The sequence below is a fragment of the Agrobacterium sp. SUL3 genome (assembly GCF_001263295.1).
Taxonomy (GTDB): Bacteria; Pseudomonadota; Alphaproteobacteria; order Rhizobiales; family Rhizobiaceae; genus Agrobacterium; species Agrobacterium tomkonis.
This window is the reverse complement of sequence record NZ_KQ414498.1, coordinates 630,857-654,414: the sequence shown is the minus strand read 5'-3', so window position 1 is coordinate 654,414 and position 23,558 is coordinate 630,857. Positions and strand designations below refer to the sequence as shown.

Genomic DNA, 23,558 nt, shown 5'->3' with positions numbered 1-23,558 from the left:
CCTCAGACGAATCCATTCCCAAGCCCGCCTGAGCAGGCTTTTCGTCAGCCGTTTCATGATTGCCTCATCGTTTCAGGCGATCGGCCTTGTACCGATCCGCCGCGTCCTCATTTCTCTGGCAAAGGTCTTCGTATTTCTGGATGCCAAGCATGAGGGCTCGATAGAGCGCACCGCGCACATCTTTCTTGCCACTGGACTTGTATTGAAGGTCGAACAGCCACGTCTCAGGGACACCGATGTTATCGGCTACTCGCCCACGGGCAGACTTTTCACGATCGCCACGGCCCCTAAATTCCAAGGCCATAAGCTTGTCGTACCAGTCTTTTGCTTCGACTAACGCAGTACTAGACATTTCATCCTCTGAAACAAAATTTACGTTTCGTGAAAACCTATTGTCAGACATTCTTCATCCTTTGTGCGAGGTTGGCGGCGTCAACGGAGGCCAACATGCACAAAGGCTTTGAAACTGATGGAGACGGCGGCACAGATGCCAATCAAACCGCCGCCTCCAGGCCCGCCGCACTCGTCGGGTTCGAACCACTTGCCGTCCCCCTCGCCGCAGTCATCGCAAGGCTGCGGGGGAGGACGCTGGTAAGGGTGCTGGCCGCCAACAGGGAGGTTGATGAAGGCGACCAGCGCTGAGCGTCAGGGGGACGTGCCGCTCAGTTTGTTGAAGGTTACTTCCGCCCCGATACCGTGAAGTGCGCCAGGATGACGAGGACAGTAACAGCCGCTAGAAACGCCGCACCGCCGATGAAAATGGTCGTGTCGGTCATGCAGCCACCCGTTCATCGTTGATGCGGGCAACCTCAGCCATCAGTTCAGCCTCAAAGGCCTTCATATCGATGACGATCGGCTTCTGCTTGGTGACCTTCTTCATGACGATTTCCCCTCACGAATTTCGACCGGCCGCTTTTTGCATCGGTCGCAGAAGTGTTCGATCTGCTCTGCAATCGACAGGACGTGATCGCACTCTTCACAGCGCACTGCCGGTCGGAACTCTGCGCGGCGCGATTGCGTGGCTGCTTCGAGACGGGCGGAGGTCATGCGTTGGCCTCCTCGGCGTCTATTTCGGCCTGACGCTTGCGATGATCTTCAATGTCAAGATCAATCCACTTATCGAACGAGCCATACGCCTCTGCCGGAGTGGACTGCTGGAATTCCCAGCCAATCGACCACTCGGCTGGCTGCTCATGCGTCATTGCGGCGTGATAAGAGCAATGGCCCTTGAGATACTGATATCTGTCGGAATCCTTCTTGGCGCCTTCCACCAAATCGTAGATCGTGCGGCCTTCAAGCTGCTCGTATGTCGGGTTGCCGAGTATTTCCCAAATCTTGGAAATTACGGCGTGGGCATCGGCGTTGAGATTTTTCAGATGCTCAATCTCGCGCTCGTCATCAAGCTGGCGCTCTTGTTCGGACGTGATGTCGTAATGACCGGAAGTGATGAGGTGGTCGCCATAAGCACTCATTTACGCACCTCCCCCAACGTCATCGAGGATGAAATGAGTTGCCGTCTCTCCGGCTGTCACCGCTTGTGGTCCCATCTGTGCGGTTGCAGGAAGGCCGACCACTGGCCTCTCGGACGCCGTTTCCGGCGAATGGGTTATGAATGGGTGTTCCGGCCACAGCATGAATGCCACCGGCTCGTTTTTGTGGCTCAGCATGCACCAGTGCGCCGGTTCGCCCTTCGGCTCGCACCAGTAGGAACGCAGCGTCGTCTTGTTCGGCATCGCCAGAATGACGTGGCTGCCGTCGCGCGGGGCTTCGGATATGTTGTGGTTCCAGATCATGCTGCTTCTCGCCCCCGCGCCGAAATGTATTGCCGGATCTCGCGAGCATGAGCGCGGCAACCCTTGGCCATCTCGTCAAGCTGATTGGCGCGCGCCAGAAGCTCTTCATCCGTGCAAAGGGTGACTGGAACGATGGCGACTTCGCCGTCCCGCATCATTGGGTATGCCTTGCAGAGGTGCTGGAAGCCGGGGAGCAGCAGTTGCGATGTAGTCTCGTCGTCGGCACGGAATTTTCCGACAACACGCTTTGCAATCTGCATCAGCCGGTCAAACGTGTGAACACGATAGAACTCGGCATCATCACCGAGAATGGCTTGACGCTTGTCGAGCATTTTAGCGCCGATGTGGCTCGGCAGAGCGATCACGCCAGCGTCAAGCTTCTCATCCATCATCTCATGCATTTCAGTGGCTACTTTTGCCTCATCCATTGGTCAGATCCTTGTGATGATACGGTCATGAACGGCATCGATTGCCGCTATTGCCTTCCGCACTCTCGCGCGCTCCGTTTCGACAAGGCCGGGGAGAATGGCTTCGATGTCGATCTTCTCGATTGCGCGCTGGTAATCTTCGAACTCAGCAACGAAATGCAGGGAGCGATTGAACTCGCCGGGATCGCGGCCCTTGAGATCGACAACTGCTCTAGGCGCTGGCTTAGTGCCTTGCTGCGCGAGCTTGGTCACGGTCGGCGGCTTCTCGCTTTCGACCTGACGTTCAAAATCTTCGGCTGGGACATTGGCGACACGGACTGCTTGCACCTGCTGGTGCTTAGACATCCCAGCTTGTTCAGCGACTTCTCTTTGCGAGAGGTTGGTATGGGTGCCCACACCATGCTGGTTATTCCCAGTACCGTCTATTTGCTTGAGCAATTCACCTGCCCGACGAATGGCGCGATCCCGGATGCGGGTGGCCATCTTCATCAGTTCGTCGTCTTTGGACTGCTTGGCGTAGGAAGCCAGCGCCTCCATCTTGTCGCCCCAAGTCATGCATTCATCGAGCGAAACGCAGTTGGCCAAAGCCGTTTTCGCGTTCTCGTAACTGGCCGGAAGTTTGGCGCTCGAAGGGGTGATCGTGGATGGCAGCATGTTCATTCCGCCGCCTCGCTCATCTCCGGGCACAGGGCGTCGGCGTTCCCAACTTTGGCCGCTGCAGCCAATGTTTCGAGGAGGCGCTTCACCGGCCCGCGAACGGGACGGCCATTTTCCATGTGGGCAACGCTGGAGCGATCAACTCCCAGGAAACGCGCAAGACGGTCCTGTTTCCAGTTGATGCTCTGCCGCAGGGCTTTGATGTCGAGTTCGTTTTCCATGGGGGCATTATGTGCATAACGCACACCGCTTCGTCAAGTCGAAACGCACACCAATTTCGTGCTTTTTGCACATCATGACATTTGATGATCGCCCAGAGCCTGCAAAACGGCTCGAAGAAGCCAGAATTGCGAGAGGGTTTAAGGAGGCGAAAGCCGCCGCGAACTATTTCGGCTGGAAGTACGACAGCTATGCTCAGCATGAAAACGGCACCAGAGGTATAACGCGCGCGGCAGCTCGTTACGCAAAGGCGTACCGTGTCAGTGAGGGCTGGCTACTGACTGGCGAGGGGGCCGGTCCCAAAGGCAAAGTGGAGAGTGAGGAGCTTGTTCCAGTTTCAACGCCCATTGGATCCGTCAAAGTTTCCGGAAAGGTGGCCGCGAATAGCTGGATGAGCGTTGACGATATGGACTTCGGATATGAAGACGAGGAATTCGTACCGAGCGTGGGCGGATATCCTGTCGAGTGGCAATTTGCTCTCAAGATTGAGGGAAACTGCCTGAACAAGATTGCCGCCCATGGCGATCGGCTCGTCTGCCTCAACGTCATCATGGCGCGTGTCGACATCATGCCGGACGATCTGGTCGTTGTGGAAAGAAGCCGATTCGAGGGGCAGATGATTGAGCGAACAGCAAAGCGTGTTCGTCAGGCCGCTTCCGGCTTTGAGCTATGGCCAGAAAGCACTGATCCAGCCCATCAAGAGCCAATCATTCTCAACGAGAAGAACCTTGGCGAAAGCATCCGTGTAATCGGAAAGGTTCTCTGGATATTGAGGAAGCCATGAAGCGCCCCCAGCCTCCCCGCGAACGAGCAGCGCGCGCCCTTTGCCGCCTTAGCGACGTGCCGGAAAACACGAGGTTCAATGATAGGCCGATGTGGGAGAGCTTCTTGCCAGAGGTGGATGCAGTGATCGAGGCGGCGCTGGGCGCAGAAGAGCTTGAGCTGATGAAACGGGACGAGGTGAAGAAGCAGTGAGCAACCATCCATACCCTTGGCTAACGCCTCAGGTTTTTCATGAGTTTGCGACGGATACCGGGCTGACTTACGTTTGCATGAAATGCAACACTCTCCCGAAAATGCCGTATATTGACGTTGGAGACGAGGGTTTCATTCCGCGGTCGAGTTCGTACACTTCTACCCCTGAGGGGTTGGTGAATATGAGCCAGAGCCGCCACATTCCATGCGTTCGTGTATTATGCACACACTGCGGCCATATCGACCTCTATTCCATGTTCTCGATAGATCAGTGGTGGCAGAGAAGAGCGAGGATGCAACAGCCCCAATTAGGTGGCTTATTTGGGCTAGGGGGTCCACAGAATGGCGGCTGAGATCCACAATCTACATGGGGATGCCGGTCAGATATCTCCGCCCTTGCAACAAGGTGGTGGAGGTGGCACATTTGAGGGTATGGAAGTTGTAGACGCCAAAATCGCTGCCGCCGAAGCTAGGACCGATACGAAGTTTGCAGAACTTCTCGGCGAACTGAAGCTTATCAATCAGCGAATGGAGCATGTCGAGCGATCAACCTCTGGGATGAGGTCAACCGTCATAGGGACCGGCATAGGTGTGGTGGCCGTTGTGATCGCGATCATGGCTTACGGCGCCCAGTGGTTTGGTTTGGGCATGGATGCCCAACAAGTTGCTGAACGAGCCGCCCAGTCATCCTCTCAGCGTATTCAGCCGCAAATCGACGGGCTGTCATCAAGCAACACCGAGTTGAATGCAAAGATCGACACGCTTCTACGCGCGCTGAACGACCGAATGATGGGAAGCGGCAGAGAAGCACCTGCTCCATACAAAAACCCGAATAACTGAGACCCGCTCCGGCGGGTTTCCCGTTAACCCGACCTTAACCGCAGTGCCGCACTATGAACCCACGCAGCCCCAGAAACCTGCGTGTACGACTGTGTATCGCGTATCGTGAAGGGACCCGCCGCTAATGGCGGGTTTCTTTTTGCTCACGCGCTGCCAGATATCGAATACTCATAGTTTGCGGTAAGCTTCCGTCGCCAGCCATTCGGCGGTGGCCAGGACACGCCCCACTTTGCAAGCTGCGCCGCTTTCCACGCGCCTTTCGGGGTCTTGGCTGCTTCGATTTCCTCGTTTGAGACAGCGGCCGTGATCGTATCCAGTGGTGAGGCCGTCATCTTCATTTTCTTTGATGCTTTTGCTCTGTCTTTGGAATGGTATTCCAAGAATTCTTCCATCCGCTTCAAAAGTGCTGGCCCCTTCATGACGTGGAAGTTTATTCCGCCGAATTTCTTCAGCGCCTTTTCAGAGAAGCTTTCAGCGACACAGAGCGCCAGCCAGTATTCGTTCATTCCGCTTTCGTCAGGCTTCCCGCGCATGGCTTTCAGGTATGCAGCGCATCGCGGCGTCTTGCTCAGATCCATCATGGGTACGTATCCTTCTACCTATCCACATTCTCTGTAATTCCTTTGTTTCTCCGGTCTTCCAGCCGGTTCAGACCTTAGGAAACGCACAGAAATCCCTAGCCGACCGAGCAAACCTCGACCGCCGGGTTCCTGTGCATTGGACTTCCATCTCGGACGAGCCTTGAGGTATCCACACATCCACGGCACGCCATATGTCGGCGCGTTGCCTGTCCGCTTCATGCTGCATTTTTATTGGCTCAGGAGCCTCATGCGCCGGGGTGCAGTCCCATGTCGTTGCGCCTTCCCTCTGGATTTTTCATTGGATGCCCAGACACCCTATGCGGTCCCTACCTACGACTTGACCCAACGAGACGGCACCACCGCAACCCTACTGCACGAACTCTCCAGACGTATCCGGCAAGCCGTGAGGCCATCCCTATTCGGGGTAGGCTCCCGTGAGTGTGAGAGCGAGGAATTGCACCCGGTCGCCCATCACTTGGCGACAGTCATAACTCCACGATTCGGTTTCCGTCAATCAAAATGTGCTTTTTGCACTTTTACTGTTGACAACTCAGTGTGCGTATTGCACATTCATTTCCAACAGCAGCGACGAAGAAGCACCAACACCCGCCGATCTCGCTGCCACCACAAGAACCGGAGATGAGACGCCATGCACAAGTACCGCAACCCTTGCCACAAGCAGCATGACGCTTCCTACGGCCCTGAGTTCTACGAAACTGACGTGAAGCCGACCGAATACAAGGGCTTCAAGATCTACCACGTCCACCACATGCGGTTTGACTGCGTGCTTGAAGAGGTCGGCGGCCCCGTCTGCAAAATGCAGATGGCCGGGATCAATGGCGCCAAGCGCTACATCGACAGCTTTTGGGAAAAGCAGAACGCCGCCTGATCTCCAATTCGATCTCAACCACTGAGGATGAGCAAATGAGCCACTCAATCGAAAGCCACCTGAACGCATTGAAGGCCGCATCTGATCGCGCATCCGGCACGATGAGGCAGCAGGCATCGGCAGAAACAAACCGTGAAGCTTATCGCGCTCTCATGGCTGATTGTTTCGCGACGTTTGAGGCGCTTGCTTATGAGCTTGGCGGCGACGGCGCTTACATCAGCGACGAATACACCGGCGCGACTGGCAAGGGCGGATGCGTCGACAGCGTGTTCCTTGATTTGGTCGAGGCTGAGAACGGCAAGCCCGCTCCAGTCGTCTACAGCGCCCGCCGTCCTTCCGAAGGCAACATCACCCACGCCGCTCAAGGCCTTTATGTTCAAGGAGCAACGCTGTGAGCAAGTCCATCCAAGAGCGCATGGAAGAGTTTCGCTCGCGCCCACGCCAGACAAAGCAGCAGATCATGCAGGAACTGCTCGATGCTGGCGTAGTCCGCCCTGAGTGCGTGGATGAATTCAAACGTCAGATTGCTCTTGCAGCCGACGACAATCTCTCCGTCCAAGTCGCCTACAACGCGATGCGCAACAGCTTCAACCCCATCGTCCACGGCGCCGTCATCGGTCGTCTGGAAGCGGCGGAGTAAGACGATGAGCAAGAAATACCACGCGAAACAATCCGTATACCTTACCGCTGACTACGGCCCAGAGGTCGAGCTGACAATGACGGTAGATTTCACCGTCACTGATTACCTGCCGCAGACCATGACAGACCCAGAAGAACTGCCCACGGTCGAGGACATCAACATCAAGTTGTTCCATGGCGAGAACGAGCTGTCCGTCCCGAGCTGGATGGATGAAGGGTACAGCGACAGCCTGGAATTCAAGGATTGGCTTGTTGGCGAAGCCGCTGAGCAACACATCGCCGCCGAGGAAGATGCCGCGGACCATCGCCGCGAGATGATGCAGGAGGATCGCCTGTGACCGAGGCCAAGGAATACCTCATCAAGAAGGGCTCCTATTTCTACCGGCCCAACAGCAAAGGGTACACGAGCTTCAAGTTTGATGCCGGTCGTTACACCAAGGCCGACGCAGAGAAGGAAGCGGCAATTGAGCCGTGGCACATGCAGGCGATCCATCAGGACGATGTTCCAGAGGAAACCGCCCCAGACAAAGAATTCGCGAAAATGAAGAAGGCACTCGCCAACTGGCGGGATGAGGTCGGCAAGCTGCATTCGCAGATCGACCGCAAGGACGCGCAGATCGTCGTCCTGACCGAGCGCCTGCAAGCAATCATCGACTGGTGCGACATCGCAATGAAGAACGCCGACGAGTTCGATAGCCACGGCGTCCGTAATCTCGATGGACCTGTTTTTGATGCGGCTCGGAACGTTCTCGCAGCCGCCGAATAGCCGCCCCGCATAGGGCTTCAGACAAGGGATAGGGAAATGAGCATGTTGAAAATAGTTCGCACGAAAACAAGAGCAGAAGGCGGTATCACGCCGGAAGAAAAAGCGCGCATGGACGAACATGCAAAACTCTGGATTTCCAGAGCGATGCGAACTTCGCCAATCGAGCCGGATAAGATCGTCCCGGCGATCAAGGGCATCTACGCCGCATCAGGGCTGAAAGAACCGCGAGTTGTCATCGTTCCGTCGCCAATGGCTATGGCATTCTCTTACGGAGCGTCTGCCGCGATCTGGTATGATCGGAAGAAGGGAGCCTACGCCGCCACCGACGCCGCCACCCGCGCCGCCACCCGCGCCGCCACCTACGCCGCCACCTACGCCGCCACCGACGCCGCCACCCGCGCCGCCACCCGCGCCGCCACCCGCGCCGCCACCGACGCCGCCACCGACGCCGCCACCTACGCCGCCACCTACGCCGCCACCTACGCCGCCACCGACGACGCCACCTACGCCGCCACCTACGCCGCCACCTACGCCGCCACCGACGCCGCCACCGACGCCGCCACCGACGCCGCCACCTACGCCGCCACCCGCGCCGCCACCCGCGCCGCCACCGACGCCGCCACCGACGCCGCCACCCACGCCGCCACCGACGCCGCCACCGACGCCGCCACCGACGCCGCCACCTACGCCGCCACCCGCGCCGCCACCCGCGCCGCCACCTACGCCGCCACCGACGCCGCCACCGACGCCGCCACCGACGCCGCCACCGACGCCGCCACCGACGCCGCCACCTACGCCGCCACCCGCGCCGCCACCCGCGCCGCCACCTACGCCGCCACCGACGCCGCCACCGACGCCGCCACCTACGCCGCCACCTACGCCGCCACCGACGCCGCCACCCGCGCCGCCACCCGCGCCGCCACCTACGCCGCCACCGACGCCGCCACCCGCGCCGCCAAGTTGTCTCGGGAGCAAATTGAAGCGAAGGCATGCGCTTCTATGGCGGGTAAGCTCGGGCTTGAATGCTCAAAGCGCTGGTGCAATTCGTATCAGGGCGGGAACATGTGGGCAGGATACGATGGGTATCTGACGGCGTGCCGCGATATTCTCGGCCTAGAGCTTACCAACCATGCAGCATACGCGCATTGGGAACAGGCCGCGATCCATGGCGGTTTCCGAGTGATGCATGAAGAATTTTGCATCGTCTCCGACTTCCCAGAAGCCATCAAGGTTGATGAGCAGAACAGGCCGCATTGCGAGAATGGACCTTCGCACCTCTGGCGAGATGGCTGGGTGCTTTACCACTGGCACGGCGTCAAGGTTCCGGCCCACTGGATAGAAAACCGGGAAACGCTTGATCCCAACGAAGTCATTCGTGCTGAGAATGTTGAACAGCGCGCGGCTGGCGCAGCAATAATCGGATGGCCGAGAATGCTGTCTGTTCTCAAGGCCAAGGTCATCAACGACAGCGGCAATGGCGATATCGGCCAGCTTATCGAACTGACGCTCCCCGGTCTTCCTGAGCCTGGCCGCTTCCTGAAAGCCGAGTGCCCAAGAAACGGCATCATCGTAGAGGGCGTCCCTCGCATCTCTGACATCGACGGGTTGCCAATCGATACCGCTCTTGCCGCACAGGCTTGGCGGATTGGCGACCCGCAATCCGAATACATGCATCCGCCGCGCAGAACTTAACCAGCAAGAGGAAATACGACAATGAAACAAGTAGTAGGACAGCAGGGCGAAGTTCGTATCATCAAGATTGATGCACTCCCCGAAGGCATGCAGACGAAACCCGCACAGCGCGTTACCAAGGGCTTTGTCATCTCCCACAGCGAAAGCGGCCACCATCATTGTGTGACAGGCGGCGATGTCATGGAGCGCATCGATAACGTGCCGGCCGGTATGCAGAAGTTCTATGCGATCATCGAAAATCCTGAGGAATTCGTTCAGGACGCCTCCAATCCCCACGGTGGCTACAAGCTCGATCCCGGTATCTACGAGTTCCGGGTGTCGCGTGAATTCGACCCGTTCTCCGAAATGGCCCGCCGCGTTGCGGACTGATCGCTTCGGTTTCCGCACCTCCGGGTGCGGTTTCCCAAACGATCAATCACTCCGGCTTTGTCAGAGTAACCCGAGATATAAAGGGGCAGGAAATGGCAGGAATAATTACAAAATCTCAAGTCGTTGCCGACGTCCCTGATACATGGGCGCGCCAGTACGACGCCAGAGTTTACCGTGTTCCGGAAGAGCACAAAGAAATCACCGCTAAGCTTCGTGGCCTTCCAAAAGGTTTCACTGCTGAGCAGGTGGAAGAGATTATCGGCAATAAAAGCTGGACGCGAATCCTCTGCGAGGAATGCGAAGAAGAAGTCGATGCGGTAGCTGAGTTCAAGTCGGGCGAACGATTTGTTCACGTCTGCGAAGTGTGCATCCGCAAGGCTGGCATTGCAATCCGCGCCGCCCGAAAGGCTGGTGCGTGATGCCCTCCGCTTTCTCCACCACCAACACACAAGAAGCGGATGACGCGGAGATTGTTCTGCTTGGCCAGGCGAAGACCGCAACGCGCCGGGCGACCGAGATCAACGTGTCTCTGCAACGGAATTTCACGAAGCTCCGCATCGGCATTCAAGGCGCCATACTCATTCACGGGCTGCTTTTCATGGCGACCGGAGCGGCGATGATCAAGGCCAACGAATATTACAAGCGCGAGGCGCTAATCTCTCAGGAGAATGTCGCATGGAAGTAATTGGCGATATCGTCTCCCGCATCGTCGCCCAGACCGGCGAGAAAGCAGGATTCACGAAGCATCCCGACGGCATCTACTTCGGCATGAGCGATGCTGTGTACCACGCAGATACTGCTCTTGGTTCGACCAGCATCAAGAAGCTTATCGGGAATGCCCCGGATTTTTGGTGGGAGAGCCACCTGAACCCCGCTCGCCCGGATGACGACGACACACCGGCAAAGGTATTCGGCCGCCAGTTGCACCAGTGCGTTCTTGAGGGTGAGGAGAAATTCAAGTCCCACCACGCCCCGCAGATGCTCGCCGGCAACACGAAAGAAGGCCGCGCCGAGATCGAGAAGATCAAGGCTGCTGGCAAAGTGCCGGTGAAGTTCAAGGACTGGACGAAGATCCTTGCTGCTTCGGCATTCATCAAGGCCAACAAGACTCTCGCAAACGCCTTTGAGAACGGCGAGCCGGAAGTGTCCGTGTTCTGGACGGTAGATGGCGTCCGGTTCAAGTGCCGGTTCGACTTTCTCAAGCTCAACGCCATCACCGACTTGAAGTCTCTCGCTAATGCCAGGGGCAAGGAGTTCGACAAGGCGTGCCGGGACGCTGTTGCCAGTTACGACTACATCGTCTCAGCGGAGCATTACAGCGAAGGCCGTCGGCAGATGCGCCGGCTGCTTTCCGAGGGCAAGGTGTTCGGTCCTCACATCGAGGAGTGGCTGCACCGGGTCGCCATGAACGAGGTTTTCGCCTTCGTCTTCGTCTTTTGGCAGAAGGAAGGCGCGCCGATCTCGCACGGCATCAAGCTTTCGCCGGGTAACCCGCTGTTCGGTTATGCCCGCAACCTCATCACCAAAGCGATCGACAACTACAGCCGCTACATGTCCGATTTCGGCACGTCGGCCGCTTGGGTTCCATCCACACCACTTGAAGAGCTGGAAGAGACGGACCTGCCGGTCTGGTACCAGCAACGCCTTATGACGGGAGCCTGACATGAACCAAGAAATCATTACGAACGACGGTGAAGTCATTGAGGGCTTTGGCCAAGGGTCAAGCGTTGCAGTGCAGCTTCAAAAGGCTGAGATCGATCAGCTCATTACGACGGCGCGGGCCTTTCCGCGGTCGATGAAGCGCGTCCAGACTGCGATCATGACCATGGCGACATTGGATGAGGAAAGTGCCGAGGAATGCATGTACGCCCTTCCTCGTGGCGGCAAACCCATCAAAGGTCCGTCGATCCGGTTTGCTGAAATCCTCAAGCAGTCTTTCGGTAACTGCCGCGCTGGCGCCCGTGTGGTCGACGTCGATCGCGTCGAAATGTTTGTCGAGGCGGAAGGTGTATTCCACGATCTGGAAACCAATGCATCTACGACCGCGCGCGTCCGTCGGCGCATCAGCGACAAGAATGGCCGGATCTTCAAAGACGACATGATCATCGTCACTGGCAATGCCGCGTGCTCGATCGCGATGAGAAATGCGATCCTTGCCGGCGTCCCGAAGCCGCTCTGGCGCAAGGCATACGATTCCGTGCAGGCGACGATCACCGGGGATATCACCACGCTTTCCGAAAACCGGGAGAAGGCCCTCAAAGCGCTGGCAGCTTTCGGCGTGAAGCCCGAGCAGATTTTTGCATCACTTGGCAGGGAAGGTCTCGAAGACATCAACGTCGAGGATATCGCCACATTGCGTGGCATGTATTCAGCTCTGAAAAACGGAGAGGCCACGGTCGAGGAAATGTTCTTCGGCACGGTCAAAACCGCTTCTGCTCACGAGAAGATTGCCGATCCTCTTTCCGACGAGCCGTCAGCCGCACAGCAGCCCACCAGCAACGTTCAGTCTAAATCTGCGGATGAAGGCAATGGAGAGCCAGAAACAGCTCTCCCAGGAGAGATAATCGACAACACCAATTCCGGCGACGAATCCCCTGCCCCGTCGTCGGATAACGCTGGCACTTCGCCAGTAAATGAGGCCGGAGCGGATGATGTCCCCGCCTCCGATGCTCCGGCCTCGACCGATCCAGAGCGCGATATCCTGATCCGGTTCGCCGCCGAAATGCTGCCGATGGCGGCAACCGCGCCGACTGAGGCATGGAAGGAAGTCGAAAAGGGTTGGTCCGAGGGCGAGATGAAAACTCTGTCTGACGCCAGCAAGGCCAAGGCGAAGTCCATCAGCCAGTCGATCCGGGCGATTGCCAACAATCAGACGAGCCTGGAATCCGCCGCCGAGTTTCACGCGGAAGGCTTGGGTTGCAAGGCTTCTGATCTGGGAGGCGTCGATGGCTGAAACACGCACCAAGAAGCAGATCGAGGCAAACCGGATCGACATGGAGATTTACCGCGTCATCGGCATGCTCGATGCCTTTGCGGAAGCATATCAAGATTCCGAAGCGGCTTATCTTTCCCGGGTCATGTTCAGCAGCCGCGGAGAAATTCGCCAGCACATGCACATCGATGATCGGAGGGCGACAGTATGACCTATCGCACCTGCACAGGCTGCATATTTGGCGGGTCGTTCTGCAACGTCCGCGAAGAAGTTAAAGCACAGGTCAAGGGGCTTGGCGTCACATCGCTGAAGTGGACGTGCAAATGGAAGCGCTTGGCATTCCGCCCGGGTGAAGCGGTTTTGGTAGAGACACTTGCCTTCGACCCGGAGGGTGATGAGGAATTCTATGTCCGCACCTATCCTGGCATTGCGATCCAGAACAAGGGATCGAAGCTGATTTGCTTCATCGAACCCGGCGCCAGCGAACATGGCGACGAGAACCTTTACCCATTCGAGCCGAAGGGCAGCGGGGAAGGCTTCGTCAAGGTGCCGCTAAAGCGCGTCTCCAAGCGCGATGGAGTGCGCGAGACTGTTTGCCATTATTGCCGGAAGATCACGCGCCTGCAAGGCCATGAGGAGCATTGCCCGACACAGCCAAACGTCTTTTACGGCTCTGTCTCGCCCATGAAGGGAGCAGAGTCATGAACACCGAGGAACTCACCACCGTTTTCAAGATGCACACAGTCGGCCAGACGACGTTCACCAGACGCATGGCGATCATGATGGCCGATTGGTTCAACGATACGCCCAAGGGCATCACGCTCAAGCTGGAGGCCGCCAAGCTCATACCGGAAGGTTCATGGGATTGGTTCTTGGCAAACGGCGGCATCACCGTTGATCACGTCAGGCAGGTCCGCGAGGCGACACGCGCGCTGGCGAAACGATACGAAGGATTACAAAGGCGGCCAGATCGCAACCTGTATCAATGGTGGCTATGTCTGCTTTACACTCTCGTCGGCGTTTTCGCATTCTTCTTTGCCACTGGCATGATTGTGTCAGCGGTAGGGGCTGTCAGAGACGAGAAGACCCTTTGGCTGTTTAGCTTTGCGTGCGGTTTTATCGCTCTGCTGCTGTCTCGCTGGGGAGGCATCTGATGGCCCGGACCGAGTTTACCCGCAAGACGAAGCAGGAAGCATTACAGCGATCAGGCTTGCGCTGTGAGGCCGCAGGCACCCGCTACGGCTTTGAGGAAGGCCAGCGTTGCAATTGCAGCCTATCCCTTGGCGTGCAGTACGATCACGCTGTGCCGGATGCTCTGGGTGGCGATAACAGCCTGGAGAACTGCCTTGCGATTTGTGTCCAGTGTCACCGCTTCAAAACGAAGAACGACGTGAAGCAGATCGCGAAATCGAATCGTCAGAGGGACAAGGCGTCGGGCATCATCCGGCCGGCTGGCAAAATTAAGTCTCCCGGCTTCCCCAAATCCGAAAAGCCCAAAAAGGCCGTCGTCTACCGGCCCGTCACGTTCTATCGCGAGGAAACGCCATGACCGCATTGGAAGAGATCAAGAAGGCGCTGGAAGGCGTAACGCCGGGACCGTGGTTCGAGGGCGATAAGTGGGTATTTGTCAGCCCGCGCTCAGGATTAATGGATGAAGCACTTGAGAACGTGCTTCGCAATGATGAAGCACAGGCCAACGCCCGATACATCGCCGCCGTCAACCCTGCGGCCATATCCGATCTCCTCTCCACCCTCAAAAGCTTGCAGCGCGAGAACGAGCGCCTTGAACGGGAGAGAGCGAAGCAATGGCGTCGCGCTCGTAGGGCTGATGCTAGCCGTGACACATACAGCGCGCTGGCAAAAACATTCGAAGCCGAAGCCAACCAGCTGCGCGAAGTCGCGACAGCCAACCGCCAGCGCGCCGAGGCCGCAGAGGCCGAGGTCAAGCGTCTGCGTGATCGATATGAAAGATGGATGCCGGTCACGGATACGCCACCCGAAGCCTTGAACCCGGTCTCTTTGCTCTGCTTCTATTGCGTTGAAGACACTCCGGTTGATCCAGAGAACCCTTCCTATTGGAGCACCGGCACTTGGGATGAAAAGCCATCCGACGCAGTTTATTGGTGCGCCATCATGTCTCCCGACGGTCCCCATGAAAGAACCTTTATCGCCCGCCAAGCCCTCGCCAGCACAGGAGGCGAACACAATGGTAACTGATGAGATGGTCGAGAAGGCAATTGATAAAGCTGTCGCATCGTTGATCGATGAGCATCCCATGGGTCATTGGCGCGGCGATCAGGTCAAGGAGGTCGCAAGACGTGCAATTGCCGAAGCCGCCCTGTCCGCTGCGGAGCCGGTGGCGTGGCAACCGCGATATAAGCAAGAAGTCATCGACCATCACAAGAGCATAGGCAGCGACCTATGGGAATATGCCATGACGGTTTACCCGACAAAGGAACAGGCTCAGGGCTATGGTTACGGTGGCCATGAATGCCGCGCACTATACGCCGCCCCTCCCGCGCCATCCGTGGCCGTGAAGCTGGACAGCATTGCGCACCGAGTTCATGCGCTGGCGAGAATGGTCGGAACATCATTTTTCGAAGATGTTGAAAAGGACTTGCGCGACTTGTCTGCCGCCCTCTCCGCACAGGTGCAGGACGTGGCGGGGTGGCAGTCGAAAGAAGTAGGCACATGGAAAGAACAGCAAGCCTTTGAGGCGTGGGCGCAGGGCGAGCGGTACGAAATGCATCAGCACCCGCTGCACTATCTGTTCTTGGACCCAAAAACAAACGCCGCAAGGCAGGGTTGGAAAGCGGCGCTACAGTTCGTCCTCAACAGGCTCGCCGCAGCACCCGCAAAGCAGGAGGGTGACAAATGAGCAGGGCAAAAGCTATTGCAATTATCAACGAGACAATGACGGCCTGCCTTCCCAAAAGCGCACCGCTCTCATTCTCAGAAATCGTCTATGCCTCTTTCCAAGGCAAAAACCGCATAGTCGCCCACGTCATAATGTTTGATGGACTTCCGGCAGTGCTTCATCTCAACCGCTGGGCCTATGGGTGGTCGCATGGATGGGGCAGCATGTCGGGAGGTGATTGCTACCTTGATGATGGAACGTGGAAGCGCGTAACCGCGCAGCAAGATATGTTCGAAAGCGAGGCAGCATGAGCGAACTCCGCAGATATGAAGCCACGCTCGTGCACAAGTGCGGTGAAAATCCGTACATGGTCATGGCATCGGCAGATGACGGCGATTATTGCGAATATCAGCAAGCCGCAGACGAAATCACCCGCCTCCGCCAACTCCTATCCGAAGCAGAGAAGCGCGAGAGGGAGGCTAGATCACCGTTCGAAATTGTGGCCGACTGGCACGACAAGCAGGCCAGGACATTCAAAGAAATGTCTGAAGATTCGCGATCTGGCGAACAAGGAATGGCAAAGGCTGCCGACGCTGCAATTCATCATGCTGGTAGTGCTGCTGCTTTGAGACTTCACGCCATCAATAAACGACGAGCGGCGCTTGAAAGGAGCGAGGGATGACGAGCCTGTTTGACCAAGCCATATCGCCATCGGCCGCCGTTGAGAAAATGGCGGCTTGCGGTATCCACCTTTCGGAACGAACATTGAGAGAGAGGGCCAGACAGCTTGGCGCCTGCCGCGTCATTGGCAAAGCCATGTTCCTCATGCCGTCCGATATCGAGACAATCATCAATTCCGCACGACCGGAGCCCAACGAATGCCCAACCTCAAAAAGCGCGGAGACATCTGGCACTACAGTTTCACGGTGGACGGAAAGAGATACCGAGAAACTTCTGGAACGGGTGACAAGCGGCTCGCGGAAGACATCGCGATCAAACACGAAGACCGGGTCCGTCGTGCCGCTGTCCACGGCCAGGAGGCAATCCTAACCTTCCCAGAGGCGGTTGCCGAATATCTGAATGATGGCAAGGATGGGCGGTTCACAGCACCGCTCATTCGTCATTTCAGGAAGTGGAAAGTCAAGGACATCACTGGACCGGAAATCCGCAAGGCCGCCAAGCTCCTATATCCCGATGCCCAGCCAGCGACATGGAACCGGCAGGTAATTACGCCCATGCGCGCCATTATCAATCATGTGGCTGAGGCCAAGCGCCTGCCCAAGATATCGGTGAAAAGGTTCAAGGAAGAAAAGAAGCGGCGGCCGGCAGGAAGTTCCGATTGGCTGAACGTATTCAGCAAGACCGCCAAGAAGCTTGATATGCCGGAAACTGCCGCAATGGCTCGGTTCATGTTTGAAACCGCCACCCGCGTCTCTGAGGCTTGCCGCCTGACATGGGATGACGTGAACCTACAGCTTGGTGTGGCCTACCTCGCCAAAACCAAGACAGAACCCAGGAAGGTGTTTCTGACGCGCTCGATGGTTATCGAACTGGCGAATATCAGGAACTTGTACCCGATCCTGGTCTTTGGCGCGGCCAACCGATCGACGGCAAAGAAGCGCTTTGACAAGGTGATTGAGAAGGCTGGTTTGAACCGCCTCACAAGCCACGAAATTGGACGCCATGGGTTTGCTACGGAGATGATCCGCCGCAATGGCGTTGATGTGGCGACGACGGCAGACCACGGCGGATGGAAGTCACGCAGATTGCTGATGGAAACGTATGTTGAGGGGGATGCCGACCGGGAAGTTATCGACCGGGTTTTTGGCAAGAAAGAACGTCGTTGACACACGGTTGGCACACGACGATTTTTATAAAAAAGTTATTGACCGAAATAAATAACGAAATCAATTGATTAGGAGGTTGCTGGTGGAGAATGAAAACTCCCTTAGCAGGGGAGCGCCTTCGACCACTCGGCCACCTCTCCGGTGCGGCCTGATTATTGCGTAAAAAAAATGAATGCAAGGCTTTTTCGCCAAGAAGCCGAAAAACCTGTTGGCTGAACAGCCGCGCGCGAAACTTTGCGGCCAATTCGGGAACTTCTTTAGTGTCGGCACGTTCTCGCTTCGGTAACAAAAGAGGTGTTTCTAATGGCTCAGACCAAACTGAATGTTGTCGAAGACACGATCGAAAACCAGATTGCCGAGCTGCGCTCGCAAATCGCGTCGCTCTCCAAGTCCGTTTCCGCCCGTGCGGAAGGCGTGAGTGAGGATGCATCCGAATTTCTGGATGAGGCACGCGGTCGCGTTCGCAAGGCTGCGAGCAATGTCCGTGCGCAGGGCCAGAATGTGGTGGAAGCGGTCAAGGAAAATCCCGGTACGGCAACCTCGCTGCTGACGATCGTCGGCGCACTCGGTTTCGCAATCGGTTATGCGGTTGGTGCGGGTACGCAGCAGAACTCGTCGAACAGCAGCCTTTATCGCTGGCGCTGATGACGGCATGAGAGTTAGAGTTAGGGCAAGGCGGCAAAGTCCCGCCTTGCCTTTTTTGCATTGATTTCAAGACAACCGATATGGGGGGACCGGAAATGCTGTTCAGCAACGATCTTGAAGAGGCATTGGCGGACTTTGCCAGAGATCACGGCATCGACAGGGACGAAGCCATCCACCGCATCGTCCGCGCCGCCCTTATCAACAGCGGCTACCTTGCATCCGGCGAAGAAGGCATTCCGCCGGAAAAGCTGAATGCCAGCAACGACGATTGAGACTTAGTAGCCCGATCTCGACGGCGCCGGTGCTGCCCCGCCCTTGTAGCGACCGGACAGGGTGCGCAGGGCGTTGGCGAATTCAGTGACATCGGCGCCGACAGCCACGAAGGACGCGCCGAGTTCGAGATAACGGCGATTATAGGTCTCGTTAAAGGTGAGAATACCGGCAGCCTTGCCGGCCGCGACAATCTTGACGATCGCCGCTTCGATCACCGCCTGCACTTCAGGCTCATCGATCCTTCCGAGATAACCCATGTCGGCAGCGAGATCCGCCGGGCCTATGAAGACGCCATCCACACCCTCCACCGCAAGGATATTGTCGAGATCGTTGATCGCGGCGCGCGTTTCGGCCTGCACCAGCAGGCAGACGCTATCGGAGGCGCTGTCGGCGTAGTCGGTTATGGTGTTGAAAGCCGACGCGCGGGCCACAGCTGCCCCCATGCCGCGAATGCCGCGCGGCGGATAATGCATGGCGCTGACCAAACCTTCCGCCTGCGCCGCCGAATCGACCATCGGCACGAGAAGCGTGCGTGCGCCTGCATCCAGAAGCTGCTTGATCATCCAGCTTTCGCCCACCGGCACGCGCACGACCGGCTCGGCGGGCGACGTGGCAAGTGCGCGCAGCTGATCGATGATGCTGCGCAGATCGTTCGGCCCGTGCTCACCATCGATTACCAGCCAGTCGAAACCCGACGTTCCGGCGATTTCCGCCGTAATGGCCTCACCCATGTCAAGCCAGAGACCGATCTGCGGCTTGCCGGCATGGATGGCGGATTTGAAGCGATTTTCGGGAGCAGGCATGATGTCCTCAGGAAAGCAATAATTTCAGATCGGCGGAGGCATCCGCCAGGATGGCCCGATCCGGTTCAGCACCGGTATCGAGCAATTTTTTGCCCGCGACATAGGCCTTGGCATCATTGACGGCATCCACCGCCACGAAACGCCCTTCGCGGAAATACCAGACCGACCAGCTGCCTTCACGCGCGCCGGGCCGCAGTACCGTCTCGTCATAACCGAGATTGAAGCCGGCGATCTGCAGCTTCACCTCATATTGATCCGACCAGAACCAGGGTTTCGCCTCATAGGCGGTTTCACTGCCGGCAAGCACGGCAGCGGTCGTCTCGGCCTGATCGACGGCATTCTGTACCGATTCGAGACGCACAGGCTGGCCGCGCCATGGCAGCAGGGCGCAATCGCCCACCGCATGAATGTCCCGATCGGACGTGCGGGTATAATTATCCACCACAATGCCGTTGCCGACCTCGAGGCCCGATTCGCGGGCAAGCCGGTCATTCGGCGTTACGCCGATGCCGACGATGACGAAATCCACATCGAGCATCGCACCATCGGACAGTTCGGCGGCGGCCACCCGGCCATCCATGCCGACAAGGCGCACGAGGCCGGTCTTTTCGCGAATGGAAACGCCGTTCGCCTGATGAATGTCGCGCATGATATCGGCGGTTTCTTTCGCCGCCACGCGCTGGAGAATACGGTCGGCCATTTCGATCAGCGTCACATCGAGGCCGAGCTTGCGGGCAACCGCCGCCGCTTCAAGGCCGATATAACCGCCGCCGATCACCAGCAGCCTGCGGCCCGGCTTCATCTCTTCCATCAACCGGTCAGCGTCGCGCTTGTCGCGAACGGTCAAGACCCCTTCCAGATCGCCACCGATGCTGGCGGGCAGCAGACGGGGTGCGGCCCCGGTCGCCAGCACCAGCTTGTCATAGGCAAGCGTGCTGCCATCCTGCATACGCACCGTTTTGGCCTTGCGGTCGATATCTTCCGCCCAGGTGGACAGCCGGATATCGACATTATTGTCCGCGTACCACTCCTCCGGGCGGAACATCAGCCGGTCAAAACTCATCTCGCCGAGAAGGTATTTTTTGGAGAGCGGCGGCCGCTGGTAGGGATAGACATCTTCAGAGCCGATGATGGTGATGGGACGCTCATCCTTCAGCGCCCGGAGCTTTGCCGCCAGCGCGAAAGCGGCCTGCCCCGCCCCGACGATTACCAGCCTTCCCGTCACGTTCCACTCCCAGACACGAATCGCGATCGGCCAACCCTGCCATGCTCACGAAGCCATATTGCCGGATCAGGCGTAACGCCAAGTACGGCCCGCGTCAACAGCGCAGCCACGCCAGCCCGGTGCAAGCATGACACATTATCAGCACAGGCTGCGACACGCCTGCAACCGGACCGAGCCAAGCGCATTCTATCAAGGGAAACATCGGCTTGCGAAACGAAGATTGGCCCATGTCGAGACGGACAACAGACAATTGCGCGGATTTCCTTCATGACCTGGCAAGGAAGCCGCGTTAAAATCAGCATCAGGAGAGGCAATCCGGGAGGTTGTCATGGCTTTGCATATGGATCCCCGTCAGAACGTCCCCCAGGACGAGAAGTACGAGAAATTTCAGATCGACCGGCCCGGCAAGATCACCTTCATCGGGCATCATCTCAGCGCCAAGGACACCATGCGCTGCCTGGTGCGCACCATTTCCCTTTATGGCGCGGAAATCGAAGTCGGTCCGCATCTGGAAATGCCCGCCAATTTCTATCTGGAAATCCTCGGCATCCGCGATGAGATTGGCTGCACGCTGATCCGCCGCGAAGAGGAAAAGGTCACCATCGGTTTCAACATGCTGATCGATGCCGAATTCCTGCACCATGTGCGCCGGCTGAGTTTCGAGACCAGCGCCTGAGGCGGCACGGCGGCGGAAAAAACTGTTCCAAAACAGTCACTGGATAACCGGGCGCGGCTTGCGTCCGGTTTTTTTGCACCTATTGTGAGCCGGGTTTTCAAACACAGCTACCGGAACTTTCAGCCAATGTCCGCTTTCTCACGCCTTACGCCGCTTGCCGTCTCGCTCCCTTCAACCGTTCCTTTCGTTGGCCCGGAAGCCATCGAACGGAACCGCGGCCCGAAGGTGGAAGCGCGGATCGGCGCCAATGAAAGCGGCTTTGGCCCCGCCCCTTCAGTGCTTCTGGCCCTGCGTGACGCTGCGGCAGACACCTGGATGTATAGCGACCCGGAAAATTTCGAATTGAAGGAAGCGCTTGCCATCCATCACGGCGTTGCACGCGGCAATATCGCCATCGGCAGCGGCGTGGACGGATTGCTGGGTGAGATCGCCCGGCTGATTATCGAGCCCGGCACGCCTGTTGTCACCTCGTTTGGCGGTTATCCCACCTTCAATTACCATGTGAACGGTTTTGGCGGGAAACTCGTGACCACACCCTATGTGGACGATCACGAAGACCTTGATGGCCTTCTCGATCTCGTCATTCGGGAAAATGCGCCGCTCGTCTATTTCGCCAATCCTGACAATCCGATGGGAAGCTGGTGGGAGGCGAGCGAGGTCGTTGCCTTTGCGCGCGCGCTGCCGGAAACCTGCCTGCTCATTCTGGACGAGGCCTATTGCGAAACCGCGCCCGCCAGTGCCGTGCCGGCCATCGATGCGCTGATCGGCCAACCGAACATTCTGCGCATGCGCACCTTCTCAAAGGCCTATGGGCTCGCCGGCGCACGTGTCGGTTATGCCATTGGCACGCTCGGCAATGTCGAAGCCTTCGACAAGATCCGTAACCATTTCGGCATGGCGCGCATTTCGGTCGCCGGCGCTTTGGCAGCGTTGAAGGATCAGGCCTATCTGCATGAAGTCGTTGGTAAAATTTCCGACGCCCGTGAGCGTGTTTCCGAGATTGCCCGAAATAACGGCCTTTCGCCCCTGCCCTCGGCCACCAATTTCGTCACCATCGATTGCCACCGTGACGGGGCTTACGCCCGCGCCATCGTCGATGGGCTGATGGAACATGGCGTCTTCATCCGCATGCCGGGTGTGGCCCCGCTCAACCGCTGCATTCGCGTGAGCGTGGGGCCGAATGACAAGCTCGATCTTTTCGAGCAGGCATTGCCGAAGGTCCTCAAGGCGATCGGGTAAGCTCCCAACCCACCCTCATTCCTGTGCTCGTCACAGGAATCCAGTCAGCCCAAGTCCTTGGGCTGGAGGGACTCTTTTCGCCGCGCAGACGCGCGTCGGCTGGATTCCCGTGACAAGCACAGGAATGAGGGTTGGAAAGTGCCGCGCGTTGCACGCATCGATTCAACATCCTCCCGCAAGCCCCTGCCCGCGAATCGTTTTCCGGCGAAGAGACATCGCCAAACATAAGAAAACCGCGCCGGCCTTGTTCCTGCCGGTCGCGGTTTGATGTGTCAGCGCAAAAGCTTTTTTTAAAGCCCTCGCCGCGTTCCCCTTCGGGTTTACTTTCGTTTGCACCGGTCATCGGGACTGGAGGGAACCGGACCGGAAATCTCACTGATAGTCTGGATGGATCAGTGCATCGTCATCCAGTCACGGGCAGCACGCAGCGCTTCGGCCAGTTCCGCCTTGGTCATGTTCCGGGCAAGATCTGCGCGCAAAGAAGCGGCTCTTTCCGATCCGCGGATGGCGGCGATGTTGAGCCATTTGTGGGCCGCGACCAGATCCACCGTGCAGCCCCGGCCGGTCGCATAGACCAGGCCGAGATTGCAAAGGGTGTCGGCGCGGGTTTCGCCACCGGCAACTGCCATTTCGATATCGCGAATTTCAAAGCGTGCCATCGTTTTAATCCCTGTCTTCTGCCTGTTTCATCAATTGCCTTCTTGCCGAGGCTAACCTTCAGAACCGCCGTCTTATGCGGCTTTTTTGTTCTTTGGGCCGGCAGGTTTTCCCTGCGCTTTTGATGAGTTCACTATGCCTCAAGCCTTTCAACGGGCGCTTAAAAGGCATGATTAATGGGCCGCAAACAAACTGCAAACGATTGGTAAAATTGGGTTTTTGTTAAATATCATGAGGTGCGGAAATTAAGGACTTTCAGGCGATTTTTACGAAAAGTTTACATCTGGATTTAAACCCTTCGTTCACCACGATAAAAACATCGATTTTCAAATTCGCCCGTCTCAACTCCCTCGACCGTCGCAAATGCCTCTCCATGGCGGCAAATTTCTGTTTCCTTTTACGTTAACGTAAAATAGTATTCGCCTGCCTGTTATGAGGATGAAACAGGTAGAGGATAGCATGGCCAAAAGGGTGATCGCGTCGCAGGACGTCACACCATCGGCAATGCGGAACAGGGTTTAATGCGCATCCATTTCTTCGTGACCGATCCGGCTCA

General features: G+C 57.5%; 39 protein-coding genes and 1 tRNA gene. 28 read left to right on the top strand and 12 right to left on the bottom strand.

Features of this window, described 5'->3' with window-relative positions; genetic code table 11:
• Window positions 1-64 precede the first annotated feature (64 nt).
• Window positions 65-403: a hypothetical protein gene (locus AKG12_RS03505; protein WP_156316022.1), complete on the bottom strand. Its 339-nt coding sequence runs from the start codon at window positions 401-403 to the stop codon at window positions 65-67.
• A 44-nt stretch (window positions 404-447) separates the two neighbouring features.
• Between AKG12_RS03505 and AKG12_RS03500 the strand changes: the two genes are divergently transcribed.
• A complete protein-coding gene (locus tag AKG12_RS03500) occupies window positions 448-642 on the top strand; it encodes a hypothetical protein (RefSeq protein ID WP_156316021.1) in 195 nt (64 codons plus the stop codon).
• Between the two features lie 234 nt (window positions 643-876).
• Here AKG12_RS03500 and AKG12_RS30110 read toward each other — a convergent pair whose 3' ends face one another.
• Genes AKG12_RS30110 through AKG12_RS03475 form a run of 6 tightly spaced genes read right to left on the bottom strand, consistent with a single transcriptional unit; the run spans window position 877 to window position 3,099 of the window.
• Window positions 877-1,047 carry a hypothetical protein gene (locus tag AKG12_RS30110; protein ID WP_156316020.1) on the bottom strand — a complete coding sequence of 57 codons (171 nt, stop codon included), beginning with the start codon at window positions 1,045-1,047 and terminating at the stop codon, window positions 877-879.
• Window positions 1,044-1,472, bottom strand: coding sequence for a hypothetical protein (locus AKG12_RS03495; RefSeq protein ID WP_052817725.1), 429 nt, complete (start codon window positions 1,470-1,472; stop codon window positions 1,044-1,046). The genes AKG12_RS30110 and AKG12_RS03495 overlap by 4 nt, the downstream gene beginning before the upstream one ends.
• Window positions 1,473-1,793 carry a hypothetical protein gene (locus AKG12_RS03490; protein ID WP_052817723.1) on the bottom strand — a complete coding sequence of 107 codons (321 nt, stop codon included), beginning with the start codon at window positions 1,791-1,793 and terminating at the stop codon, window positions 1,473-1,475.
• Window positions 1,790-2,221, bottom strand: coding sequence for a hypothetical protein (locus AKG12_RS03485; RefSeq protein WP_156316019.1), 432 nt, complete (start codon window positions 2,219-2,221; stop codon window positions 1,790-1,792). The genes AKG12_RS03490 and AKG12_RS03485 overlap by 4 nt, the downstream gene beginning before the upstream one ends.
• Before the next feature lie 3 nt (window positions 2,222-2,224).
• On the bottom strand, window positions 2,225-2,881 hold the full coding sequence (locus AKG12_RS03480) for a hypothetical protein (protein WP_052817719.1): 657 nt from the start codon (window positions 2,879-2,881) through the stop codon (window positions 2,225-2,227).
• The gene (locus tag AKG12_RS03475; protein ID WP_052817718.1) at window positions 2,878-3,099 is read right to left on the bottom strand and encodes a helix-turn-helix domain-containing protein; all 222 of its coding nucleotides are present in this window, start codon (window positions 3,097-3,099) and stop codon (window positions 2,878-2,880) included. Before AKG12_RS03475 ends, AKG12_RS03480 begins: the two co-directional genes overlap by 4 nt.
• A gap of 11 nt (window positions 3,100-3,110) precedes the next feature.
• Here AKG12_RS03475 and AKG12_RS30640 point away from each other — a divergent pair, with 11 nt between their 5' ends.
• From AKG12_RS30640 to AKG12_RS03460, 3 genes are all read left to right on the top strand, one after another.
• The gene (locus AKG12_RS30640; RefSeq protein ID WP_197283294.1) at window positions 3,111-3,881 is read left to right on the top strand and encodes a LexA family protein; all 771 of its coding nucleotides are present in this window, start codon (window positions 3,111-3,113) and stop codon (window positions 3,879-3,881) included.
• Window positions 3,878-4,072, top strand: coding sequence for a hypothetical protein (locus tag AKG12_RS03465; protein WP_052817716.1), 195 nt, complete (start codon window positions 3,878-3,880; stop codon window positions 4,070-4,072). Before AKG12_RS30640 ends, AKG12_RS03465 begins: the two co-directional genes overlap by 4 nt.
• A gap of 342 nt (window positions 4,073-4,414) precedes the next feature.
• Window positions 4,415-4,912 (top strand): hypothetical protein, encoded by a 498-nt coding sequence (locus AKG12_RS03460; protein ID WP_156316018.1) that lies wholly within the window; start codon window positions 4,415-4,417, stop codon window positions 4,910-4,912.
• Between the two features lie 143 nt (window positions 4,913-5,055).
• Here the strand turns inward: AKG12_RS03460 and AKG12_RS03455 are convergent, their stop codons facing one another.
• Window positions 5,056-5,493: a hypothetical protein gene (locus tag AKG12_RS03455; protein WP_052817713.1), complete on the bottom strand. Its 438-nt coding sequence runs from the start codon at window positions 5,491-5,493 to the stop codon at window positions 5,056-5,058.
• Between the two features lie 649 nt (window positions 5,494-6,142).
• Between AKG12_RS03455 and AKG12_RS03450 the strand changes: the two genes are divergently transcribed.
• The 20 genes from AKG12_RS03450 (at window position 6,143) to AKG12_RS03355 (ending at window position 17,484) form a co-directional block, all read left to right on the top strand.
• A complete protein-coding gene (locus AKG12_RS03450; protein WP_052817711.1) occupies window positions 6,143-6,382 on the top strand; it encodes a hypothetical protein in 240 nt (79 codons plus the stop codon).
• Window positions 6,358-6,777 (top strand): hypothetical protein, encoded by a 420-nt coding sequence (locus tag AKG12_RS03445; RefSeq protein ID WP_156316017.1) that lies wholly within the window; start codon window positions 6,358-6,360, stop codon window positions 6,775-6,777. The genes AKG12_RS03450 and AKG12_RS03445 overlap by 25 nt, the downstream gene beginning before the upstream one ends.
• Window positions 6,774-7,022 carry a hypothetical protein gene (locus AKG12_RS03440; protein ID WP_052817708.1) on the top strand — a complete coding sequence of 83 codons (249 nt, stop codon included), beginning with the start codon at window positions 6,774-6,776 and terminating at the stop codon, window positions 7,020-7,022. The genes AKG12_RS03445 and AKG12_RS03440 overlap by 4 nt, the downstream gene beginning before the upstream one ends.
• 4 nt (window positions 7,023-7,026) lie before the next feature.
• A complete protein-coding gene (locus AKG12_RS03435; protein ID WP_052817707.1) occupies window positions 7,027-7,359 on the top strand; it encodes a hypothetical protein in 333 nt (110 codons plus the stop codon).
• Window positions 7,356-7,787 (top strand): hypothetical protein, encoded by a 432-nt coding sequence (locus AKG12_RS03430; RefSeq protein ID WP_052817705.1) that lies wholly within the window; start codon window positions 7,356-7,358, stop codon window positions 7,785-7,787. Before AKG12_RS03435 ends, AKG12_RS03430 begins: the two co-directional genes overlap by 4 nt.
• A 42-nt stretch (window positions 7,788-7,829) precedes the next feature.
• Window positions 7,830-9,479, top strand: coding sequence for a DUF6745 domain-containing protein (locus AKG12_RS30105; protein ID WP_052817703.1), 1,650 nt, complete (start codon window positions 7,830-7,832; stop codon window positions 9,477-9,479).
• A gap of 21 nt (window positions 9,480-9,500) precedes the next feature.
• The gene (locus tag AKG12_RS03420; protein WP_052817701.1) at window positions 9,501-9,848 is read left to right on the top strand and encodes a DUF8820 family protein; all 348 of its coding nucleotides are present in this window, start codon (window positions 9,501-9,503) and stop codon (window positions 9,846-9,848) included.
• A gap of 92 nt (window positions 9,849-9,940) precedes the next feature.
• Window positions 9,941-10,267 carry a hypothetical protein gene (locus tag AKG12_RS03415; RefSeq protein WP_052817700.1) on the top strand — a complete coding sequence of 109 codons (327 nt, stop codon included), beginning with the start codon at window positions 9,941-9,943 and terminating at the stop codon, window positions 10,265-10,267.
• Window positions 10,267-10,533 (top strand): hypothetical protein, encoded by a 267-nt coding sequence (locus AKG12_RS03410; protein ID WP_052817698.1) that lies wholly within the window; start codon window positions 10,267-10,269, stop codon window positions 10,531-10,533. Before AKG12_RS03415 ends, AKG12_RS03410 begins: the two co-directional genes overlap by 1 nt.
• Complete coding sequence (locus AKG12_RS03405) at window positions 10,524-11,510, top strand: PD-(D/E)XK nuclease-like domain-containing protein (RefSeq protein WP_052817697.1); 987 nt, start codon at window positions 10,524-10,526, stop codon at window positions 11,508-11,510. Before AKG12_RS03410 ends, AKG12_RS03405 begins: the two co-directional genes overlap by 10 nt.
• Before the next feature lie 157 nt (window positions 11,511-11,667).
• Complete coding sequence (locus AKG12_RS03400) at window positions 11,668-12,801, top strand: hypothetical protein (protein WP_156316016.1); 1,134 nt, start codon at window positions 11,668-11,670, stop codon at window positions 12,799-12,801.
• Window positions 12,794-12,991, top strand: a complete 198-nt coding sequence (locus tag AKG12_RS03395; protein WP_052817693.1) for a hypothetical protein — start codon at window positions 12,794-12,796, stop codon at window positions 12,989-12,991. Before AKG12_RS03400 ends, AKG12_RS03395 begins: the two co-directional genes overlap by 8 nt.
• Complete coding sequence (locus AKG12_RS03390) at window positions 12,988-13,485, top strand: hypothetical protein (protein ID WP_052817691.1); 498 nt, start codon at window positions 12,988-12,990, stop codon at window positions 13,483-13,485. Before AKG12_RS03395 ends, AKG12_RS03390 begins: the two co-directional genes overlap by 4 nt.
• The gene (locus AKG12_RS03385) at window positions 13,482-13,934 is read left to right on the top strand and encodes a hypothetical protein (protein WP_052817689.1); all 453 of its coding nucleotides are present in this window, start codon (window positions 13,482-13,484) and stop codon (window positions 13,932-13,934) included. Before AKG12_RS03390 ends, AKG12_RS03385 begins: the two co-directional genes overlap by 4 nt.
• Window positions 13,934-14,329: an HNH endonuclease gene (locus AKG12_RS03380; RefSeq protein WP_052817687.1), complete on the top strand. Its 396-nt coding sequence runs from the start codon at window positions 13,934-13,936 to the stop codon at window positions 14,327-14,329. Before AKG12_RS03385 ends, AKG12_RS03380 begins: the two co-directional genes overlap by 1 nt.
• Window positions 14,326-14,997, top strand: a complete 672-nt coding sequence (locus tag AKG12_RS03375; protein ID WP_052817685.1) for an ead/Ea22-like family protein — start codon at window positions 14,326-14,328, stop codon at window positions 14,995-14,997. The genes AKG12_RS03380 and AKG12_RS03375 overlap by 4 nt, the downstream gene beginning before the upstream one ends.
• Window positions 14,987-15,658 (top strand): hypothetical protein, encoded by a 672-nt coding sequence (locus AKG12_RS03370; RefSeq protein ID WP_052817683.1) that lies wholly within the window; start codon window positions 14,987-14,989, stop codon window positions 15,656-15,658. The genes AKG12_RS03375 and AKG12_RS03370 overlap by 11 nt, the downstream gene beginning before the upstream one ends.
• Entirely contained in the window at window positions 15,655-15,948 is a 294-nt protein-coding gene (locus AKG12_RS03365) for a hypothetical protein (protein ID WP_052817681.1), read from the top strand. The genes AKG12_RS03370 and AKG12_RS03365 overlap by 4 nt, the downstream gene beginning before the upstream one ends.
• Window positions 15,945-16,319: a hypothetical protein gene (locus AKG12_RS03360; RefSeq protein WP_156316015.1), complete on the top strand. Its 375-nt coding sequence runs from the start codon at window positions 15,945-15,947 to the stop codon at window positions 16,317-16,319. The genes AKG12_RS03365 and AKG12_RS03360 overlap by 4 nt, the downstream gene beginning before the upstream one ends.
• 196 nt (window positions 16,320-16,515) lie before the next feature.
• Complete coding sequence (locus AKG12_RS03355) at window positions 16,516-17,484, top strand: tyrosine-type recombinase/integrase (protein ID WP_052817678.1); 969 nt, start codon at window positions 16,516-16,518, stop codon at window positions 17,482-17,484.
• A gap of 80 nt (window positions 17,485-17,564) precedes the next feature.
• Here the strand turns inward: AKG12_RS03355 and AKG12_RS30100 are convergent.
• Window positions 17,565-17,624 (bottom strand) — tRNA-Ser (locus AKG12_RS30100).
• 163 nt (window positions 17,625-17,787) lie between these two features.
• Here AKG12_RS30100 and AKG12_RS03350 point away from each other — a divergent pair.
• Together AKG12_RS03350 and AKG12_RS30635 are read left to right on the top strand one after the other, a co-directional pair.
• On the top strand, window positions 17,788-18,129 hold the full coding sequence (locus AKG12_RS03350; RefSeq protein ID WP_046798710.1) for a hypothetical protein: 342 nt from the start codon (window positions 17,788-17,790) through the stop codon (window positions 18,127-18,129).
• 95 nt (window positions 18,130-18,224) lie between these two features.
• Window positions 18,225-18,401 carry a hypothetical protein gene (locus tag AKG12_RS30635; RefSeq protein WP_167666306.1) on the top strand — a complete coding sequence of 59 codons (177 nt, stop codon included), beginning with the start codon at window positions 18,225-18,227 and terminating at the stop codon, window positions 18,399-18,401.
• A 3-nt stretch (window positions 18,402-18,404) separates the two neighbouring features.
• Here AKG12_RS30635 and AKG12_RS03340 read toward each other — a convergent pair whose 3' ends face one another.
• Both AKG12_RS03340 and AKG12_RS03335 read right to left on the bottom strand, forming a co-directional pair.
• Entirely contained in the window at window positions 18,405-19,205 is an 801-nt protein-coding gene (locus tag AKG12_RS03340) for an aldolase/citrate lyase family protein (protein WP_046798709.1), read from the bottom strand.
• 7 nt (window positions 19,206-19,212) lie between these two features.
• A complete protein-coding gene (locus AKG12_RS03335; RefSeq protein WP_052817675.1) occupies window positions 19,213-20,430 on the bottom strand; it encodes an NAD(P)/FAD-dependent oxidoreductase in 1,218 nt (405 codons plus the stop codon).
• Window positions 20,431-20,758: 328 nt separating this feature from the next.
• Here AKG12_RS03335 and AKG12_RS03330 point away from each other — a divergent pair, with 328 nt between their 5' ends.
• Window positions 20,759-21,106, top strand: a complete 348-nt coding sequence (locus tag AKG12_RS03330; protein WP_046798708.1) for a hypothetical protein — start codon at window positions 20,759-20,761, stop codon at window positions 21,104-21,106.
• A 126-nt stretch (window positions 21,107-21,232) separates the two neighbouring features.
• Window positions 21,233-22,345: a pyridoxal phosphate-dependent aminotransferase gene (locus tag AKG12_RS03325; RefSeq protein WP_052817673.1), complete on the top strand. Its 1,113-nt coding sequence runs from the start codon at window positions 21,233-21,235 to the stop codon at window positions 22,343-22,345.
• A gap of 392 nt (window positions 22,346-22,737) precedes the next feature.
• Here AKG12_RS03325 and AKG12_RS03320 read toward each other — a convergent pair whose 3' ends face one another.
• Window positions 22,738-23,004, bottom strand: coding sequence for an SEL1-like repeat protein (locus AKG12_RS03320; RefSeq protein ID WP_046798706.1), 267 nt, complete (start codon window positions 23,002-23,004; stop codon window positions 22,738-22,740).
• Between the last annotated feature and the right edge of the window lie 554 nt (window positions 23,005-23,558).